Origin of the sequence: Pseudomonas medicaginis (genome assembly GCF_965119365.1) — a bacterium.
Taxonomy (GTDB): Bacteria; Pseudomonadota; Gammaproteobacteria; order Pseudomonadales; family Pseudomonadaceae; genus Aquipseudomonas.
On record NZ_OZ221631.1, the window covers coordinates 3153240 to 3169903 of the forward strand.

Sequence of the window (16664 nt, forward strand, 5' to 3'; positions counted from 1 at the left end):
GTCAATTCGCCTGTTGAAACAAGAAAGGCAATGCTTATGAGCCGAACCGCCGAGGGGCGTGTCCACGCAATGAGGTGGATGCGCGAGCCTTCCAGTTGTACGCGTATCGTGGTCATCGTGAGCGGACTTGATAGCGATCATATTGATCTGATCCATCAGGGGTTCAGCTGTTTTGACAATGTTGCGCTGATCCATGTCGATACGGTGAGCACCGCGACTGGCAAGCTCGTTGGCGTGCAAATGGCCAAGCGTGACTACTGTTTTGTGGTGCTCGGTGAACTTGATGAGCGCCTCTTGCACGACCTTTCCATTGGTAAGCCATGCCTCTACCCAGTGGCACCGGACGAGGCGGCCGAACGCTCCGTCATTGATGCGCTAGAGCAGGTAAAACGCCTCGCCCGAGTGAACCACTCGCGCCACCTTGAAGTGATGCCCGACACCTGCAGGAGTTGCCTATGAACCTGTCCGATTTCCATGCCCCATGGCCGGGCCAGGCTGCCGAGGATGAAGAAATGGCCGAGTGGCGTGAGGCTTTGCTTTCCGTCGCCGCCCATGGCGGCACGGGCCGGGCGAAACAGATCCTCGACATGCTGCTGGCCGTGGCAAGCACGTCGGACATCGGCTGGCGGCCCAGCCATGGCACCCCATACATCAATACCATCAGCGTTGAGCAGCAACCGGTATTTCCAGGGGACCTGGCCATCGAGGAGCGCCTGGCATCGATCATGCGCTGGAATGCCCTGGCGATGGTTGCCAGGGCCAATCATGCCTATGGCGAATTGGGCGGACACATCGCCAGTTATGCCAGCGCGGCGGATTTGTTCGAAGTGGGCTTCAATCACTTCTTCAAGGCGCGCACCCCAATCGGCGGCGGTGATCTGGTGTTCTACCAACCGCACTCGGCGCCAGGCGTCTATGCCCGGGCGTTCCTCGAGGGACGCCTGGAAGAAAAGGATCTGCAGCACTATCGGCAAGAGATCGGCGCGCGCGCCAATGGCGCCCGGGGGTTGTCGAGTTATCCGCATCCCTGGTTGATGCCGGACTTCTGGCAGTTCCCTACAGGCTCCATGGGGATCGGTCCGATCAGCTCGATCTACCAGGCGCGTTTCATGCGTTACCTGGAGCACCGCAGTCTGCAAAATACCGCGGGGCGAACCGTCTGGGGGGTGTTTGGCGACGGTGAAATGGATGAGCCGGAAAGCATGTCTGCGCTGACCCTGGCGGCGCGTGAAGGGCTGGATAACCTGGTCTGGGTGGTCAACTGCAACCTCCAGCGGCTGGACGGGCCGGTACGTGGCAACGGTCGCATCATCGACGAGCTCGAGGCGTTGTTCGGCGGTGCGGGCTGGAACGTGATCAAACTGGTCTGGGGTTCCGACTGGGACAGGTTGTTTGCCCGGGATAAAGACGGCGCGTTGGTCCGGGCATTGTCGGCCACGGTCGATGGCCAGTTCCAGACGTTCGCGGCCAAGGATGGGCGCTTCAACCGTGAGCATTTCTTCGGCCAGGACGAAGCCCTGGCGCATGTGGCCGAAGGCCTGACCGACGAGCAGATCGACCGGCTCAAACGCGGTGGTCATGACCTGGTGAAAATCTTTGCCGCGTATCAAAGCGCAGTGCTCGAGGGCAGGAAACCTACGGTCATCCTGGCCCAGACCAAGAAGGGCTTCGGCATGGGCGACGCCGGGCAGGGCAAGATGACCGTGCATCAGCAGAAGAAACTCGATAATGAGGCGTTGATCGCGTTCCGCAACCGTTTCAACCTGCCATTGACCGACGAGCAGGCCGTCTCGCTGAGTTTCTTCAAGCCGAGCGATGACAGCGCGGAAATGCGCTACCTGCATGAACGCCGCCGGGCGTTGGGCGGTTACATGCCTGCGCGACCTTCGACCTGCGCGTCATTGGCCGTGCCCGACGTAGACAGCTACGCCGGGTTTGCCATCGCCGCCCAAGGCAAGGAAATGTCCACCACCATGGCCTTCGTGCGGATGCTCAGCGGCTTGCTCCGGGACAAGCAACTGGGCCCGCGCATCGTGCCGATCGTGGCGGATGAAGCGCGTACATTCGGCATGGCGAGCCTGTTCAAGCAGATCGGCATCTACTCCAGCGTGGGGCAGCGTTATGAGCCGGAAGACATTGGTTCGATCCTCAGTTATCGAGAAGCGCTGGACGGCCAGATTCTTGAAGAGGGCATCAGCGAGGCAGGGGCGATCAGTTCCTGGGTTGCAGCGGCGACCAGCTATTCGGTGCATGGCTTGCCAATGCTGCCGTTCTACATCTATTACTCGATGTTCGGTTTCCAGCGCATCGGCGACCTGATCTGGGCGGCGGCGGATCAACGGGCCCGCGGTTTTCTGCTCGGTGCCACCGCAGGCCGTACGACATTGGGTGGCGAAGGTCTGCAGCACCAGGACGGCAACAGTCATCTGATGGCGGCCATGGTCCCCAATTGTCGGGCTTACGATCCGGCATTCGCCGGCGAGTTCGCGGTGATCCTGAACCACGGCATGCGCCAGATGCTGGAGCGTCAGGTGGACGAGTTCTATTACGTCACCTTGATGAACGAGAACTACCCGCAGCCCAGCCTTCCTGAAGGCGTCGAACAGGCCATTATCAAGGGCATGTATCGGTTCGCCCGGCATGAGGTCGAGGGTGCGCGTGGACGTGTTCAGTTGTTGGGTTCCGGCGCCATCCTGCGCGAAGTGATTGCCGCCGCCCAGTTGCTGGCGAGCGATTGGGGTATCGACAGTCAGGTCTGGAGCGTTACCAGCTTCACCGAGCTGGCCCGGGAGGCACGGGAAGTGGAGCGCTGGAATCGCCTGCATCCTGGACAACCTGCCCAATGCAGTCATGTCCAGGAATGCCTTCGCGACTCGGCGCCCATCATTGGCTGTACCGACTACGTGCGCGCCTTGCCCCAGTTGATCGCCAGTTATCTCGATGACCACTACACCGTGCTCGGCACCGACGGGTTTGGCCGCAGCGATACCCGCAGCCAACTGCGCAGGTTCTTTGAAGTGGACCGCCACCAGATCGTCTTGAGTGCGCTGACCTCCCTGGTGCATGAGGGGCGTCTGGATGCCAGCGTCTGTGCCGAGGCCATTGAGCGCTACGCCATTGACGTTGACGCCGTGGCCCCTTGGGACGCTTGAGGTCGGCTTCCTCCTGTGGGAGCGAGCTTGCTCGCGATAGCGGTGGTTCAGTCACAGGGATGTCGGGCTTGCTGGCCTCATCGCGAGCAAGCTCGCTCCCACAGGTTTTTGTGTCGTGTGCAGGTGCTGTGAACACCCGCGAATCCATGTGGGAGCGAGCTTGCTCGCGATAGCGGTGGTTCAGTCACAGGGATGTCGGGCTTGCTGGCCTCATCGCGAGCAGGCTCGCTCCCACAGGTTTTTGTGTCGTGTGCAGATGCTGTGAACACCCGCGAATCCATGTGGGAGCGAGCTTGCTCGCGATAGCGGTGGTTCAGTCACAGGGATGTCGGGCTTGCAGGCCTCATCGCGAGCAAGCTCGCACAGGTTTTTGTGTCGTGTGCAGGTGCTGTGAACACCCGCGAATCCATGTGGGAGCGAGCTTGCTCGCGATAGCGGTGGTTCAGCTACATAGAGGTTGGAGGTGTGTCCTGCTCTTGTTCTTGCTTTGGACTTCGATCTCGACGCCCCGTTATCTCAACTGCTCTGGCCAACAGCCAGGATGGTCGCCACCAACGCCTGGGCGCGGGGCACCAGGGTGTCCAGTTCCAGGTATTCACGGTCGGTATGGACTTTGCCACCCACCGGCCCGAGGCCACACAGGGTTGGAATGCCCAGGCTGGCGGTGAACCCGGAGTCGGCACAACCGCCGGTGAACTCGCCTTCGACGCTGAAACCCAGTGCCAGGGCGTTCTGTTGGTAGATGTGCAGCAATCGTTCGCTGTGACGGGCTTCCATCGGCAGAAAGGTGGTTGCGTCCTTGAGGATGGCGTGGGTGCCGATCAGTTCTTCTTCGGCGACGATGGCCAGGATTGAGGTAAAGATCTGATCCCAGTGCTTGAGTTCGATAAAGCGCACGTCCAGCCGGGCGCAGGCGCTCGGCGCAACGGTGTTGCTGGACGTGCCTCCGGATACCAGGCCCACATTAGTCGTGATGCCTGCCGAGTAATCAGTCAAGGCATGGAGCTTGACGATCTTGCGTGCCAGGGCCTCGATAGCACTGGCTCCGTCAGCATGGTTGACCCCGGCATGCGCCGCACGGCCGCTGACTTCGATGATCAGTGTGGCCCCGCCTTTGCGTGCGCTGACCACGTTACCACTGGCCCGGCCGGGTTCGGTATTGAGCACGGCGCGGGCGGCACGGGCTGCTTGTTCGATATGGGCTCTGGCGCTGCCGGAGCCGATTTCTTCGTCACCGGTGTACAGGACCTGCACCGGATAGGGCAACTGGCCGGCGCGCTTGAGTGCCTTGAGGGCGAAGCAATTGAGCACCAGGCCGCCTTTCATGTCGGCGACGCCGGGGCCATAGGCGAGGTTGCCATCGCAGCTGTAGCCGCGCGTCGCGGTGGTGCCTTTGGGGAACACCGTGTCGCGATGGCCCAGCAGTAACACCGGCTTTCCAGGTTCGCCTGGCACTTCGGCGAGCATCACGTCGCCAAAATCATCGACCGGCATGCGCTTGAGCAGGATGCCGTCGGCTTCCAGTTCAGCCGCGAGCAGCGCGCCCACCGCGTCGACGCCTGCCTTGTCATAGCTGTTGGAGTCGGTGTCAACGATACGCTGCAGCAGCGCTTCCATGGCGTGGCGCTGGTCGGCAAGCCAGTCCAGCGCCTGTTGTGGCGTGGCACTCATTGCGCCTGCTCCCGTAGCTGATGTTCCTGGGTCAGGCGTGCCGCATCGTTGCCCAGGTCCCAGAACAGACCGGCCATGATTTGCAGGCTTTCCTTGACCACCGGTGCCAGCAAGTGCTCGTTCGGCGCATGTTGCGAGCAGGCCGGGTACGAGTGCGGCACCCACAATGTTGGCAGGCCGAGCACGTCCGCGAACACGTCGTTGGGCAGCGAGCCACCGAGGTTTGGCAGCAGCGCAGGTTTTTTGCCGGTGGTCTGTGCCAAGGAGCTGAGCGCCCAATTGACCCATGGGCTTTGCGGGTCCAGCCGAGTGGCATGCATCACATCGATGTGGCTTTGCTTGACCTCGACATTGCTGAAACCATGAGCATCCAGGTGGGCACGCACAGCCGGGATAAAGGTCGTGTAGTCGCTGTTCACCACGAAGCGGATATGGCAGTGGGCGTTGGCCTTGCCGGGGATTGCATGCACGGGAGCGTCCGGGTTGCCGGTCTTGAAGGCGATGACGTCGAGGGTGTTCCAGCCGAACACTTTTTCGCTCAGCGAGAGCTCTGGATTACCCCAATGGGCGTCGATTTGCGGATCGCCCGGTCCGCCACCGACGTCGATATCGGCCAGTGCCTGGCGAACCGATTCCGGCAGTGTCGCGGGCATCAGGCCTGCCACTTTCACCCGACCGTGTTCATCGACCATGCTCGCGATGGCATTGGCCAGAATGATGCCAGGGTTGGCCAGCAACCCGCCCCAGTTGCCGGAGTGATGAGCGCCTTCGCGCAAATTGACCACCAGCTCGAAGTTGAACACCCCGCGTGAGCCGAGAAAAATCGTCGGTCGTGATGCCGCCAGGCGCGGGCCGTCCGAGGCGATGAAAACATCCGCCGCGAGCTCTTCGCTGTGCGCGGTACAGAACGCATTCAAGCCCGGCGAGCCTTCTTCTTCGCCCATTTCCAGCAGCAGTTTGACGTTGAAACCCAGCTTGCCGTCGCGAGCCTTGAGCGTTTGTTCCAGCGCGGTCAGGTTGATCAGGTGCTGGCCTTTGTTATCCGCCGTGCCGCGGCCGTACCAGCGATCGCCTTCGGCGATGACTTGCCACGGCGACAGGCCTTCACGCCATTGCGCTTCATAGCCGCGTACCACATCACCGTGGCCGTAGCTGAGTACAGTTGGCAGTTCTGGATGCTCGATGCGCGTGGCGATCATGAAGGGGCCACGTTCTGCCACCGGGTTGTCATGGATCTTGACGCTGAAGCCCATCGCCTCGACATGCGGGGTGATGAAATCATGAAGGTAGCGATACAACTCGGGCTGGCTGTCCGTTGCCTGGCTTTCGGTGTGCAAGGCGACGCTACGTTCGAGCAGATTGAAAAAGGCGCCGTTATCAAATTGCGCTGTGGTGTTGCTGATGGCCAATGAGCGACTCATGAGTGGACAAGCTCCAGTGTTTGGGCAGGAATGTCGTGAAGGTGGCAACGCACGTTGCCCCCGATAATTGAATCATTGGCCGGGTAGGCCGTTTTGCACGGTGCGAAGCAGCTCGGGCAGCGCGGATGGAAGGCGCAACCGGACGGCGGTGACATCGGATTGGGGAAGGTGCCGTGCAGGCCGATTTCGGGAATGCCCAGGCGCGGATCGGGCGTGAGCACCGAATCCAGCAAGGCGCGGGTATAAGGGTGGCCGGGTTCAGCGAACAACGATTCGCGCGTACGTTCTTCGACGATGCGCCCCAGGTACATCACCGCGACCCGGTCGGCGAGGTGTTCGATGACCGCCAGGTTATGGCTGATCAGCAGATAGGTCAGGCCGAATTCACGCTTGAGGTCTTGCAGCAGGTTGAGAATCTGCGCCTGCACCGACACGTCCAGCGCCGAGGTGGGTTCGTCGCAGATCAACACGTCAGGACGCATGATCAACGCCCGGGCAATGGCCACCCGTTGCCGCTGGCCGCCGGACAGTTGGCTGGGATAGCTGTCGATGACCCGTTTGGGCAGGCCAACCACATCGAGCATCTCTTCGGTCTTCTTGCGCCGCTCGGCGGTGCTGCCGATGTCGTGCACGATCAGCGGCAGGGTCACGATCTCGCGCAGCGTCTTGCGCGGGTTCAGCGAGGAATACGGGTCCTGGAATATCGGCTGGATGTGCCGGGACATTTCCTTGCGATCAGTCGCGCCAAGATGGTTGCCATTGACCAGCACATCGCCGCTGGTAGGCGGCAACAGACCGAGCAGCATCTTTGCCAGGGTACTTTTTCCGCAACCGGACTCGCCTACCAGGCCAAGGGTCTCGCCACGCATCAGGCGCAGGGAAACGCCATCCACGGCCTTCAGGGTGGCGGCGGGCTTGAAAAAGCCCTTGTTGATCCGAAACTCGCGACGGATGTCGCACAGCTCCAACGCGATGTCTTTTTTCATGACCGTGCCCGCTCCAGAAGGCGAATCGGTGCCGGTGCGGCGAACAGGCAGCGCGCCATGTGTCCGTCCTGCTCGACTTCGGGGATGTCTTGCGCGCAGGTAGGTATCGCCTGGCCGCAACGATTGCGGAACGCGCAACCTTGCTGTTCGCCTACCAGGCTTGGCACCAGGCCTGGAATCGACCCCAGGGCCTCGCCCGGTTTGGTCCGGCCAGGGATTGGAATACTGGCCAGCAGACCACGGGTGTACGGATGCTGCGGGTTTTCGAACAGTTGCAGGGCAGGGGCGGTTTCGACGATTTCCCCGGCATACATCACCGCGACCCGATCGGCGATCCGTGCCACCAGTCCAAGGTCGTGGGTGATGAAGATCACGGCCAGGCCGAGTTCTTTCTGAATGTCGCGGATCAAGCGCAGGATCTGCGCTTGAATGGTCACGTCCAGTGCCGTGGTTGGTTCATCAGCGATGATCAGGTCCGGCTCGCACATCAACGCCATGGCGATGATCACCCGCTGGCGCAAACCGCCAGACAGTTGATGCGGATACTGACGCAAGCGCTCGGTGGCGTTGCTGATACCGACTTTTTCCAGCATCTGCCCGGCGCGAACCAGGGCATCCTTGCGCGACACCTTGCGATGCCGGGTCAGCACTTCGCTGAGCTGATCGCCAATGCTGTAGGCCGGATTCAGCGAAGTCATCGGTTCCTGGAAGATCATCGCCAGACGGTTTCCGCGCAGGTCGCACATACGCCGTTCGCTCTGGCCGATCATGTCGATACCGTCCAGTGTCAGCCGGGACGCAGTACGTTTGGCCTTGCGCGGCAACAGGTCCATCAGCGCCAGCGACGTCAGGGATTTACCGCAGCCGGATTCGCCGACGATGCACAGCATTTCGCCGCGTTCGACTTCAAAGTTCAGGCCGCGCACGGCATGCAGCATGTCATCCGGCGTCGGGCTGTTGCCCATGGGGATGTCCACGCGCAGGTTTTCAACATGGAGTAGTGCCATGTTCGGTACCCTCTCTCAGTTAAGCCGTCTATCAGTTACGGCCGTCGGGCAGGATCAGATCGCGCAGGCCATCGCCCACCAGGTTGATGCCCAGCACCAGAATCATCAGGGCGACGCCGGGAATGGCGATGACCCACGGGGAAAAGAACATGTAGGGTTTGCCTTCCGCGATCATCAAACCCCAGGATGGCGTCGGTGGCTGCACGCCAACTCCGAGGAACGACAGGGCCGACTCCAGCAGGATCGCGTGGGCCATTTCCAGCGTCGCCACGACGATCAGTGCGCCGACCAGATTGGGCAGGATTTCATTGACCAGAATGCGCAGGGTCGAGCAGCCAAGCGCCTGGGCCGACGCGACATATTCAGCATCGCGAATCTGTTGCACCGAAGCCCTGACCACCACCGCGAAGCGATCCCATAACAGGCAGCCGAGCAGCACGATCACCACTTTCAGCGAACCGCCCATCAACGAGGCCGAGGCCAGCGCGACCATCACGACCGGCATCGCCAACCGGGTGGTGATCAGGTAGCTGATAAACGCATCGACCTTGCCGCCGTAGTAACCGGCCAACAGCCCCATGACGGTGCCGATAAAGCCGGAAATCAGCGCCGCCGCAATGCCGATGAACAGTGAAATACGTGCGCCGTAGAGCAGTCGCGACAGGTAATCGCGGCCCAGCTTGTCGGTGCCGAGGACGTATTCCCAGGTGCCGTTGGCCATCCACACCGGCGGTTTCATGCGCAACATCACGTCTTGTGCATACGGGTCGTAAGGCGCCAGCCACGGCGCGAACAGTGCACCGGCGAAGATGATCAGCAACAACGCCGCGCCGATGGCGAAACCTCGGTGACGAAAGCTCTTGCCAAGGACTCGACCCAGGCTGCTGGGTGGTGGCAGGTAGTCATTGATCGCGAGGGTCGTGGGGGTGCTCATGTAAACCTCCTAGCGCACGCGAATGCGCGGGTCGAGCAGTGCGTTGAGCACATCGGCCAGCAAGGTGAGGATGATGTAGATCACGGCAATGAGCAGGACCACGGCCTGTACGACTGGAAAGTCATCACGGGCGATGGCATCCCAGGCGAGTTGTCCGATGCCTTGCAGGGAGAACACGGTTTCGATCACCACCGAACCGCCGAGCATGAAGCCGAATTCCACCGCCGCCAGCGCCACGACCGGGATCAAGGCGTTGCGCAGTGCGTGCTTGAACAACACGCGGGCAGGGCGCAGGCCCTTGGCGCGGGCGGTGCGGATGTAATCGGAACTGAGCACATCAAGCATGCCCGCACGGGTCAGGCGCATGATTGCCGGCGTCGCGTAGTAGCCCAAGGCAATGGCCGGCATGACGAAGTGCAGCAGGGTCGAATTGCCGGACACCGGCAGCCACTTGAGCGTCACCGCGAACACCACGATCAACATCAGTGCAAACCAGAAACTGGGCATGGCCTGGCCCAGTACCGCGATGCTCAAGGCCAGGCGGTCGACCCAGGTGTCGCGTTTGACCGCCGCCAGCACGCCCAGTGGAATCGCTACCAGCAAGGCGATGCCCAGCGCCATGGCCCCTAGCCCGAGGGTAATCGGCAAGCGGCTGGCGACGAGGTTGTAGACCGATTCCTGGAAGAAAAAAGAGTTGCCCAGGTCCAGCCGCAGCAAATCGCCCAGCCAGTTGAAGTACTGGGTCGGCAGCGGTTTGTTCAAACCGTATTGCACGCGGATTTGTTCGATCTGTTCGCTGGTGGCTTCCGGTCCGCCAATGGCCGTGGCCAGGTCGCCGGACAGGTGCAAAAGAGAAAAGCTGATCACCGACACGGTAATGGCGACGCAAATAGCGATGCCCAGCCGGCGCAGAAGGAATCCAAGCATGGCAAGTTTCCTTATCCAATGGATGGCATGTGAGGAGGTATCCGTGGTGCGGGTCAGTCCGCAAGCCACGGCACCTCTCGATCAATCCGCTCGGTCGCGGATCACTTCCAGCTGGACTGGACGAAACGCGGCAGCTCATCCGGATATGGCGTGAACGCCAATTCGGAGGTGTAGGCGTAGTTCATCGAGTAGTTGAACAGCGGCGCCCAGTACGCCTGTTCGCTGATGCGCTGCAACGCCTTGCGGTAGTTGTCCTTGCGCAGCTGCGGGTCGAGGGCGTTGTCAGCGGTCTGCAGCCAGCTCTGGACTTGCGGATCCTTGATGTTGTCGTCCGGGTTGCCCTTGAACCAGGTGCCGGCCGACGCCGAAGTGTCGAGGATCGAGAACGAGCCCCAGGCTTGAAACGACATGGGCACCTTGCCGCCACGTTGCTGATCGCGCAGGGCGGCGTACTTCAAGAAGCGAAGCTTGGCGTTGATGCCCACGGCGCGCAGGTTACCGATGATGGCTTCGACGTAATCGCGGTCGCGATAGGCGAAGATTTCTGTCTCGAAGCCATTTGGGTAACCGGCCTCGGCGAGCAGCGCCTTGGCCTTGGCCGGGTCATAGTCGTAGACCGTGGCCGCGGTGGTATCGCAGCCGAACTGGCCCGGATAACAGGCAACCTGCAAGGGTTTGGCTTCGCCTCCCACCAATTGCGTGGCCAGCGCATTGCGGTTGATCGCATGGTTGATGGCCTGACGCACCTTGAGGTTTTTCATGGGCGAGTTTTCCGTGGAGGTGCCCCGGGCATCAAGAATCAGGAAGCCGATGCGCATGGTTTCGCCGCTGGTCACGGTCAGGTTCGACATACCTTTGAGATCGACGGCCTGATCCGAGGTCACGCGCCAGGTCCAGTCGACACCATCGGTCATCAACTCGGCCAGGCGGGTTTCCGCATCTGGAATCACTCGGAATTTCAGGTGACCGATATGGGGCTTGCCTTGTGGGCTGTCCGGGAAGTAGTCCTTGTTGATCGCCATGGTCACGCCTTCGCCAGCCACCACCGACACCGCTTTATACGGTCCGGTACCGATTGGCTTGCGGCTGAATTCGGCCAGGCCGACCTTCTCGAAGTACTGCTTGGGGTACATCGGAACGGCATTGGACAGGTATTCCAGCGCCGGAGGGAAGGGTTTCTTCAAATGCAGGCGGACGCTGTAGTCACCGGTTTTTTCGGCGCTCTTGATCCAGTCTACGTTTTGCACGGTAACGACTTTCGCTTCGGGCGACACCACGTAGTTGAGGGTGAACACCACGTCGTCGGCAGTGAAGGCGTCGCCGTTGTGAAATTTGACGCCCTTGCGCAGCTCAAAGTCGATGGTGGTGTCGTCGACCTGTTTCCAGCCGGTGGCCAGCATGGGTTTGTATTCGCCGCTGTTGGGATCGCGGTAGATCAGGTTGTCCCAGATCAGCCGGCCGAGAATCACACCTTCGCGCAAATCGTTGTGATAGGGACTGATGTTTTCAGGCTCGCTGTCGGAAGCGTAAACCAGGGTGTCGTTGGCTTTACCGGCATGAGCCGGAAAACTGCTGATGAGGCCTGTCAGCGCAATACTGCAGGCGAAACCTTTGATGCCCATGCCGTCGTCTCCGTTGGCGAGAGTGGTTGAATCAAAGGGCAGCGAATCGCAAATGCGTAAAAGAGGATGAGAAGGTCAGGTCATGTTTTTTTGGTCTAGACACGAATGTAGGGAAACGATATCAATGCCACAAGAATAATATTTCGATACTTACGTTGCCGAAAAGGCAACGCCTGGGGGCGCCGATGCAGCTGTATGGTGTGCAGTCCACGGCACTGCGTTATTTTCTGGAGGTGGCGCGATGCGGATCGATCAGCGAAGCTTCAATGCGCCTGAATGTCGCTGCCTCAGCGGTGAGCCGACAAATTTCCAAGCTCGAGTTGGCTCTGGATGCCAGCCTGTTTGAGCGTCGTGCCCGAGGCATGGTGCTCAGCGAGGCGGGGGCGCGACTGGCGGCCTATGCGCGCAAGTCTCAGCTTGAGGCCGAGCAGGTGGTGCTGGAGATTACCGAGCTGCATGGTTTGCAGCGGGGCCATGTACACGTTGCCTGTTCGGAAGGGTTTGCACTGGAATACATGCCCAGGAGCATCAGCGCGTTCAGGCGTGAGTATCAGGGCATTCATTTCACGCTGGAGGTCTGTGCGCCTGCCGAAGCGACCGAGAAGGTGCGTTCCGGCGAAGCCGATCTCGCGATGACCTTCAGCCTGACGCCGCAAAGGGAAATCAAGGTCGAACATGTCCTGAGCGGGGCGATTTTTGCCGTGGTCGCCAATTCCCATCCCTTGGCCGGGCGTGAAGCGGTCAGCCTCGCCGAGCTGCAGCCCTGGCCCATTGCGTTACCCAAGGCCGACACCACGATACGTCAGCTATTCGACATCTGTTGCGGTGTCCAGGGGTTGTTGTTCGACCCGGTGTTGACCACTAATTACGTGGCGGCGCTCTATAGCTTCGTCCGCGAAGAAGGCGTTATCAGCCTGGCCAGCGAAATGACCTTGCAAAAGCAGGTGGCGGACAAGGTCCTGCAATGCGTGCCGATCCTTGACGAAGGCATGCAGGCACGACGCATCGAACTGCAAAGCATGGCTGGCCGCAATTTACCGGCAGCGGTTCGTGCATTCAGGGATTTTCTGATTGCAGATCTGGCGAAAGCGAAGCGCTGAGTCGGGTGAACAAGTGTTGTTGTCGTGGCCCACGTTGTCATGGGTTCCCGGATGCGTTCTCCATTGCAAGTGCTGAGAACTCCTCCAGAGCATCGAGCAGTGCGTCGTGGAAGTAGGCGCGCGACGCACGGTCACAGAGAAGCAGGAATGCCGGGCGGTCGTCGGTTGCGCAATGGATGATGATCACGTTGATTCGCGCCGCCGAAGTCTGCGCCACCGCACCGGGGGCGAAGGCCTGCCGGCTCAGGTCGACGCCGCACAGCTTGGCCATGACCTGGGCGATGGGGGCGCCGCTCAGCAGGAAGCAGGCATGGCTGTCCTGGCGGGGCAGCAGGTAGTTGGCCCGGTGGTCGAGTTCCCAGCGTGCTTCCTCATCGGCGATTCGCTCGCCTTGATCCTCGACGCTTCCCAACAGCAGGTATTCAGTCTGTGACAGGCGTGCCACCTGGCTACCGTCAGCCTGGAGGACGGACCGATTGGGGGACTGCGGCAGGATAAAGCCGCGAGCCTCCAGGTAATCGGCTGCTTGCGCGCCACGAAAACCCACCCGGGGCAGGTCGGTCTGGTCCACCAGCGTGCAGGCCTGCGGGTGGGCAACCGGGCATGGCGTGATCATCTCTTGTGCGTTCAGACTGGACATGAATTAAAGCTCCTGCCGCTGGTTTTCAGGATCGAAGAAGGGTAATTGCACCACCGTGGCCTGGACGACGATCCCGCCCTCGACGCGGATCGGAATCTGCTGGCCCGGTGCGCTCTGGTGGCTGGCGGCGTAGGCCAGCCCGATGATCTTGCCAAGGCTTGCGGAATATTCGCAGGAGGTGACGTTGCCGCTGATGTCCGGGCCGTCGAGGACCAGATGCCCCTCCAGCGGCTGCGCACTGCCTTTGGGCAAGGTGAAACCCACCAGTTTGCGTTTGAGCGGCTGGGCTTCGAGGATGTCCACCGAGCGGCGGCCGACAAAGAATGGCTTGTTGCGGCTGACCGCCCAGCCCATGTCGATTTCCGCCGGGTGGGTCATGCCATCGGTGTCCTGGCTGATGATCACATGGCCTTTTTCCAGGCGCAGCAGACGCTGGGTTTCGACGCCGAACGGGCGCATGTCATGGGCTTTGCCAGCTTCCATCAGCGCGTCCCAGAGCTTGAGCCCGTGACGCGCCGGCACGTGGATTTCATAGCCCAGTTCACCGACAAAACCGACCCGCAGCAGTCGCGCCTTGATGCCGGCGATTGTGCCCTGACGCACGGCCAGATAAGGGAAGGCTTCGGCGCTCAGGTCCAGATCGGTGCAGACTGTTTCCAGCACTTTGCGCGAATCCGGCCCGGCAACGTTGACCGCACAGATGGCGGCGGTGACGTTGGCGACGTCCACGTCGAGGCGCCACTGCGCGTTCCACTTGAGCATCTGCTGATAGATGCGGTCGACCCCGCTGGTGGTGGCGGTGACGTAGAAGTGATTCTCGGCGAAACGCGCGCACACGCCGTCGTCGATCACCACGCCGTGCTCGTTGGTCATCAATGCATAACGGGAGCGGCCGACCGGCTGCTTGAGAAAGGCAAAGGTGTACATCCGATTGAGCAGCTCGGCGGCATCCGGGCCGCGTACATCCAGACCGCCAAGGGTCGAGACGTCGATGATGCCGACCTTGTTGCGCACATGCAGGGCTTCGGCTTGCATGCAGGCCTCGCGATCCTGGGCGCTGCCGTAGTAGGCCGGGCGTTGCCAGATGCCGGCGGGCATCATCTTCGCCCCGGCTTGCAGGTGTCGGGCATGCATCGGCGTCTGCCGGTACGGGTCGAACGCCCGGCCGGCCACATGGGCGAGCTTCTCGGCCACGAACGGTGGCCGTGCCGTGGTGACGCCGGTTTCGCTGATGTTGCGCTGGGTGGCCCAGGCCACCAATCGCGCGGTTGGCAACGCCGAATGACGGCCCTGGGACGGCCCCATGCCGACAGTGGAATAGCGCTTGACCAGTTGTACGTCGCGGTAGCCGATCCTGGTGGCGTTGACGATGTCGGCGACTTGCAGGTCCTCGTCGAAATCGACGAAATCCTTGCCCTTGGGATGGGGAAAGATCGGCCAGTTGAAGTTGACTCGAGCCTCGTCGCCGAAGGCGGGACGCTGTGCACCCACCACCAGGCCCAGCGCGAGCGCGGCATCCGTTCCGGCATTCACGCCGTCGACGAGCACGTTGTCGAGGCGGTGACGACCATTGACCGAACCGGCCACCGCGAGGTCTTGGGGCAAACCGCTGAGGGTGAACTCGGCACGCTGATCGTCGTAGGCCAGTTTTCCGCCGGCCTGGCACAGCAGTTGATAGACCGGCATGTAGCCGGCGGACATGCACAACAAGTCGCAGTCGATGCGTTGTCCATTTTCGGCAACCTGGCCCTGGGCGGTGATCTTGCGCACATCGACACCGTTGACATGGCGCAGGCCTTTTTCATGCAGTGCCTCATATACGGTGCTGGCGCGCTGGCAAGGAATGCCGAGCCGGGTCAGAGCCTGCAACAAGGCTTCATCGCCGGGGCCCTGACGCATATCCACCACGGCGGCGACTTCCACGCCCTGGTCATGCAAATCGAGCGCGGCGAGGTAACCGTCGTCGTTGCCCGTCAGCACCACAGCGCGCTTGCCGGGCTTGACCGCATACAACTTCATCAGCCGTTGCGCGGCGCTGGTCAGCATGACACCGGGCAAGTCATTGTTGCGAAACACCACCGGTTGATCGAAGGCGCCGCTGCACACCAGGCACTGGTTGGCGCGGACCTTGTACAGGCGCTTGCCCTGAATCACCGGCAGGTAGTTGTCGGTGAACCAAGCGTTGCAGGTGGCCTCGGTGAGGACCCGGATATTGGCGTGTTGCTCCACAGCCGCCAGCAGTTCGCGACGCAGGGTTTCGGCCCGGGTGCCTTCGATGTCGAAGCGGGCATAGGTCAGCGAGCCGCCGAGGATCGGTTGTTGCTCGATGAGTAGCACCTGAGCCCCGGCATTGGCCGCCGTCAGGGCCGCTTGCAGGCCCGCCGGCCCGGCGCCGATCACCGCGACATCGGTGAACAGGTAGGCCTTGTCGTAGTACTCGGGCCGGAAGGTCAGGTCGAGCACGCCGAGGCCGGCCTTCTTGCGGATAATCGGCTCCCAGAGCTTCCACATGCCCCTGGGCTTGTAAAACGAGCGGTAGTAGAAGCCCACCGGCATGAACTTGGAGAACTTGCCCAGGTAGGCATCGCGGTCATGGTCCAGCGAGCCGTTGACGTTCTGTGCCGTCACCTGCAAACCGGCGGACAGTGCATGAGCGTCAGCCAGCACGTTGGGCTCGCGGGGCAGTTGCACCAGGCTGTTGGCGTCCTGGCCGGCCATGGTCAGCGGGCCGCGCGGCCGGTGGTATTTGAATGAGCGGGAGATCAGGAAACGTCCGTTAGCCAACAAGGCGCTGGCGATGCTGTCGCCTTGCAGACCTTGATAGTGCTGGCCGTCGAAGCTGAAATCCAGTGGCCGATCACGGTCGATCAGCAGGCCCATGGGGGCGGGTAGGCGGTTCATCCGGCAATCTCCTGGGTGCCTGCACTGAATTCGACACGGCTGCTGAACAGCTCCTTGGGGTCGAAGGTGCGCAGGATTTCGTCGCTGACGGTATGACGCTCGGCCAGGAACCAGTAGCTGGACGGTGTGTGCATCCACCACTCGCGCACCACACCGGCGAGGTTATCGCTGTTGAACACGTAGTCGGCCCATTCTGCATCGCTGCAGTTGACCGGGTCGGGCATCGGCTTGAACTCGCCGCCGTAGGTGAATTCGCTGATGTTGCGCGGCCCGTTGAGCGGGCAAGTCATGATTTTCATCGTC

General features: G+C 61.4%; 13 protein-coding genes. 3 read left to right on the plus strand and 10 right to left on the minus strand.

Annotated elements, in window-relative coordinates; translation table 11 throughout:
• Positions 1-78: 78 nt before the first annotated feature.
• Both ACMTA2_RS14090 and mdeB read left to right on the plus strand, forming a co-directional pair.
• Entirely contained in the window at positions 79-459 is a 381-nt protein-coding gene (locus ACMTA2_RS14090) for a hypothetical protein (protein ID WP_413795300.1), read from the plus strand.
• Positions 456-3152 carry an alpha-ketoglutarate dehydrogenase gene (mdeB, locus tag ACMTA2_RS14095; RefSeq protein WP_413795301.1) on the plus strand — a complete coding sequence of 899 codons (2697 nt, stop codon included), beginning with the start codon at positions 456-458 and terminating at the stop codon, positions 3150-3152. The genes ACMTA2_RS14090 and mdeB overlap by 4 nt, the downstream gene beginning before the upstream one ends.
• 516 nt (positions 3153-3668) lie before the next feature.
• Here the strand turns inward: mdeB and ACMTA2_RS14100 are convergent.
• The 7 genes from ACMTA2_RS14100 to ACMTA2_RS14130 all read right to left on the minus strand — a co-directional run bounded on the left by ACMTA2_RS14100 (position 3669) and on the right by ACMTA2_RS14130 (position 11720).
• A complete protein-coding gene (locus tag ACMTA2_RS14100; RefSeq protein WP_413795302.1) occupies positions 3669-4823 on the minus strand; it encodes a M20 family metallopeptidase in 1155 nt (384 codons plus the stop codon).
• Positions 4820-6244, minus strand: a complete 1425-nt coding sequence (locus ACMTA2_RS14105) for a M20 family metallopeptidase (RefSeq protein ID WP_413795303.1) — start codon at positions 6242-6244, stop codon at positions 4820-4822. Before ACMTA2_RS14105 ends, ACMTA2_RS14100 begins: the two co-directional genes overlap by 4 nt.
• Entirely contained in the window at positions 6241-7230 is a 990-nt protein-coding gene (locus ACMTA2_RS14110) for an ABC transporter ATP-binding protein (RefSeq protein WP_413795304.1), read from the minus strand. The genes ACMTA2_RS14105 and ACMTA2_RS14110 overlap by 4 nt, the downstream gene beginning before the upstream one ends.
• Complete coding sequence (locus ACMTA2_RS14115) at positions 7227-8237, minus strand: ABC transporter ATP-binding protein (RefSeq protein WP_413795305.1); 1011 nt, start codon at positions 8235-8237, stop codon at positions 7227-7229. Before ACMTA2_RS14115 ends, ACMTA2_RS14110 begins: the two co-directional genes overlap by 4 nt.
• 31 nt (positions 8238-8268) lie before the next feature.
• Positions 8269-9171: an ABC transporter permease gene (locus ACMTA2_RS14120; protein WP_413795306.1), complete on the minus strand. Its 903-nt coding sequence runs from the start codon at positions 9169-9171 to the stop codon at positions 8269-8271.
• 9 nt (positions 9172-9180) lie between these two features.
• Positions 9181-10098: an ABC transporter permease gene (locus ACMTA2_RS14125; protein ID WP_024077467.1), complete on the minus strand. Its 918-nt coding sequence runs from the start codon at positions 10096-10098 to the stop codon at positions 9181-9183.
• Positions 10099-10199: 101 nt separating this feature from the next.
• Positions 10200-11720, minus strand: coding sequence for an ABC transporter substrate-binding protein (locus ACMTA2_RS14130; RefSeq protein WP_413795307.1), 1521 nt, complete (start codon positions 11718-11720; stop codon positions 10200-10202).
• Between the two features lie 185 nt (positions 11721-11905).
• On the opposite strand from ACMTA2_RS14130, the gene ACMTA2_RS14135 reads away from it, so the two are divergent.
• Positions 11906-12820 (plus strand): LysR substrate-binding domain-containing protein, encoded by a 915-nt coding sequence (locus ACMTA2_RS14135; RefSeq protein ID WP_413795652.1) that lies wholly within the window; start codon positions 11906-11908, stop codon positions 12818-12820.
• A 37-nt stretch (positions 12821-12857) separates the two neighbouring features.
• On the opposite strand, the gene ACMTA2_RS14140 is transcribed toward ACMTA2_RS14135, so the two are convergent.
• Genes ACMTA2_RS14140 through ACMTA2_RS14150 form a run of 3 tightly spaced genes read right to left on the minus strand, consistent with a single transcriptional unit; the run spans position 12858 to position 16660 of the window.
• Entirely contained in the window at positions 12858-13460 is a 603-nt protein-coding gene (locus ACMTA2_RS14140) for a sarcosine oxidase subunit gamma (RefSeq protein WP_413795308.1), read from the minus strand.
• Between the two features lie 3 nt (positions 13461-13463).
• The gene (locus tag ACMTA2_RS14145) at positions 13464-16361 is read right to left on the minus strand and encodes a 2Fe-2S iron-sulfur cluster-binding protein (protein ID WP_413795309.1); all 2898 of its coding nucleotides are present in this window, start codon (positions 16359-16361) and stop codon (positions 13464-13466) included.
• Positions 16358-16660, minus strand: a complete 303-nt coding sequence (locus ACMTA2_RS14150; RefSeq protein ID WP_413795310.1) for a sarcosine oxidase subunit delta — start codon at positions 16658-16660, stop codon at positions 16358-16360. The genes ACMTA2_RS14145 and ACMTA2_RS14150 overlap by 4 nt, the downstream gene beginning before the upstream one ends.
• Positions 16661-16664: the final 4 nt, after the last annotated feature.

What these genes read in the sequence shown, in the direction of transcription:
- ACMTA2_RS14090 (WP_413795300.1), top strand. Translation starts at nt 79, where the DNA reads ATGCGCGAGCCTTCCAGTTGTACGCGTATCGTGGTCATCGTGAGCGGA.
- mdeB (WP_413795301.1), top strand. Translation starts at nt 456, where the DNA reads ATGAACCTGTCCGATTTCCATGCCCCATGGCCGGGCCAGGCTGCCGAG.
- ACMTA2_RS14100 (WP_413795302.1), bottom strand. Translation starts at nt 4,823, where the DNA reads ATGAGTGCCACGCCACAACAGGCGCTGGACTGGCTTGCCGACCAGCGC.
- ACMTA2_RS14105 (WP_413795303.1), bottom strand. Translation starts at nt 6,244, where the DNA reads ATGAGTCGCTCATTGGCCATCAGCAACACCACAGCGCAATTTGATAAC.
- ACMTA2_RS14110 (WP_413795304.1), bottom strand. Translation starts at nt 7,230, where the DNA reads ATGAAAAAAGACATCGCGTTGGAGCTGTGCGACATCCGTCGCGAGTTT.
- ACMTA2_RS14115 (WP_413795305.1), bottom strand. Translation starts at nt 8,237, where the DNA reads ATGGCACTACTCCATGTTGAAAACCTGCGCGTGGACATCCCCATGGGC.
- ACMTA2_RS14120 (WP_413795306.1), bottom strand. Translation starts at nt 9,171, where the DNA reads ATGAGCACCCCCACGACCCTCGCGATCAATGACTACCTGCCACCACCC.
- ACMTA2_RS14125 (WP_024077467.1), bottom strand. Translation starts at nt 10,098, where the DNA reads ATGCTTGGATTCCTTCTGCGCCGGCTGGGCATCGCTATTTGCGTCGCC.
- ACMTA2_RS14130 (WP_413795307.1), bottom strand. Translation starts at nt 11,720, where the DNA reads ATGGGCATCAAAGGTTTCGCCTGCAGTATTGCGCTGACAGGCCTCATC.
- ACMTA2_RS14135 (WP_413795652.1), top strand. Translation starts at nt 11,906, where the DNA reads ATGCAGCTGTATGGTGTGCAGTCCACGGCACTGCGTTATTTTCTGGAG.
- ACMTA2_RS14140 (WP_413795308.1), bottom strand. Translation starts at nt 13,460, where the DNA reads ATGTCCAGTCTGAACGCACAAGAGATGATCACGCCATGCCCGGTTGCC.
- ACMTA2_RS14145 (WP_413795309.1), bottom strand. Translation starts at nt 16,361, where the DNA reads ATGAACCGCCTACCCGCCCCCATGGGCCTGCTGATCGACCGTGATCGG.
- ACMTA2_RS14150 (WP_413795310.1), bottom strand. Translation starts at nt 16,660, where the DNA reads ATGAAAATCATGACTTGCCCGCTCAACGGGCCGCGCAACATCAGCGAA.